This window comes from Teredinibacter waterburyi (assembly GCF_001922985.1).
GTDB lineage: Bacteria > Pseudomonadota > Gammaproteobacteria > Pseudomonadales > Cellvibrionaceae > Teredinibacter > Teredinibacter waterburyi.
Window position 1 is genome coordinate 1 of sequence record NZ_MRUH01000134.1, and the last position, 1,099, is coordinate 1,099.

The 1,099-nt window shown below is 40.5% G+C and carries 1 protein-coding gene; it reads right to left on the bottom strand.

Annotated features, from left to right (window positions below):
* Positions 1-348: 348 nt before the first annotated feature.
* Complete coding sequence (locus tag IDZ20_RS10860; protein ID WP_188151460.1) at positions 349-1,020, bottom strand: ion transporter; 672 nt, start codon at positions 1,018-1,020, stop codon at positions 349-351.
* Between the last annotated feature and the right edge of the window lie 79 nt (positions 1,021-1,099).

Here is a 1,099-nt window from a genome sequence, read left to right on the forward strand (position 1 = left end):
AACAATAGATATTAAAACCAGATACTACCAAAAGCCCAAAATAATACTACAAGAAGGTTTGGATAAAGCTTGATTTGGTAATACCTAAAAAGAAACCACTGAGAACAAAGCTGGGAGACATAGTTCGGATACGACCGACTAGAAATTGGATGCCACTCCCTGACTGCATCACTGCGATTTACTCTACTACACCACTGCTGGAGCGGCACAAACTAAAAAGACAATTAGCACAACCCTACCACCGACAAAGCACTTTGTTTAATACCACGCATAACGCCTTGCTAAGCGGCGCGCTTTAGCGCGTCCAGTGGAGGCCAATTTTGGCCGGAACGATGCTTGAGCAAATTGTTAACTGTTGCTCTTTGATAGATTCGCCTGCTTTACCTCTACCCGCTTCTGAATAAGCCAAGCGACTATTATGGCATTAAAGTAGGCAAACAATAAAAGCCCCACTTTGTTTAGAATAATTGTGGTTACCATTCCACCATTAGATTGAGCCTGAATAATTGATACCTTTGCATTCATTACATTTAGAAAGGCCCACCTAAAAGCTTCATTGGCCGTACTTATTCCACCATGCCCACGCTCGAACTCTAAAATGAGGCTGGCGCAAACACTAAAGGTAACAAAACTAATTAAAATGACAATAAGAGTGAGGCTTTGAAACTTACTACCTTGTATAGATGACAGTAGAATTTTTAATGACTTTATAGTTCGTAAAAACCGCAAAATACGTATAACTCGCGCTAAACGCCCCCACCGCAGTGGATCCGCAAGTGGTATGGATGAAAGAAGATCTATCCATCCCCACTTTAAGTATCGAAGCTTATTCTCAGCTTTGTACAGATTTACAAAAAAGTCCCCTATAAATACAATACAAATACCCAAGTCAATTCGTTGAAGCACTAATGATATTTCAGAGTTTGAGATAATAAATGTTTCTGCAAAAACTATACAAAGAACATATATACTTAACGCTAGAAGAAACAACTGATATATAGCACTTCCTTTTTCCCGCACGGGATGAACTCCTAGTGACAGTTAACGCCGCGTTAACCTGTGACGCGTGTGGAGTGGAGTTTTGCGGTAAAGTGGCGAA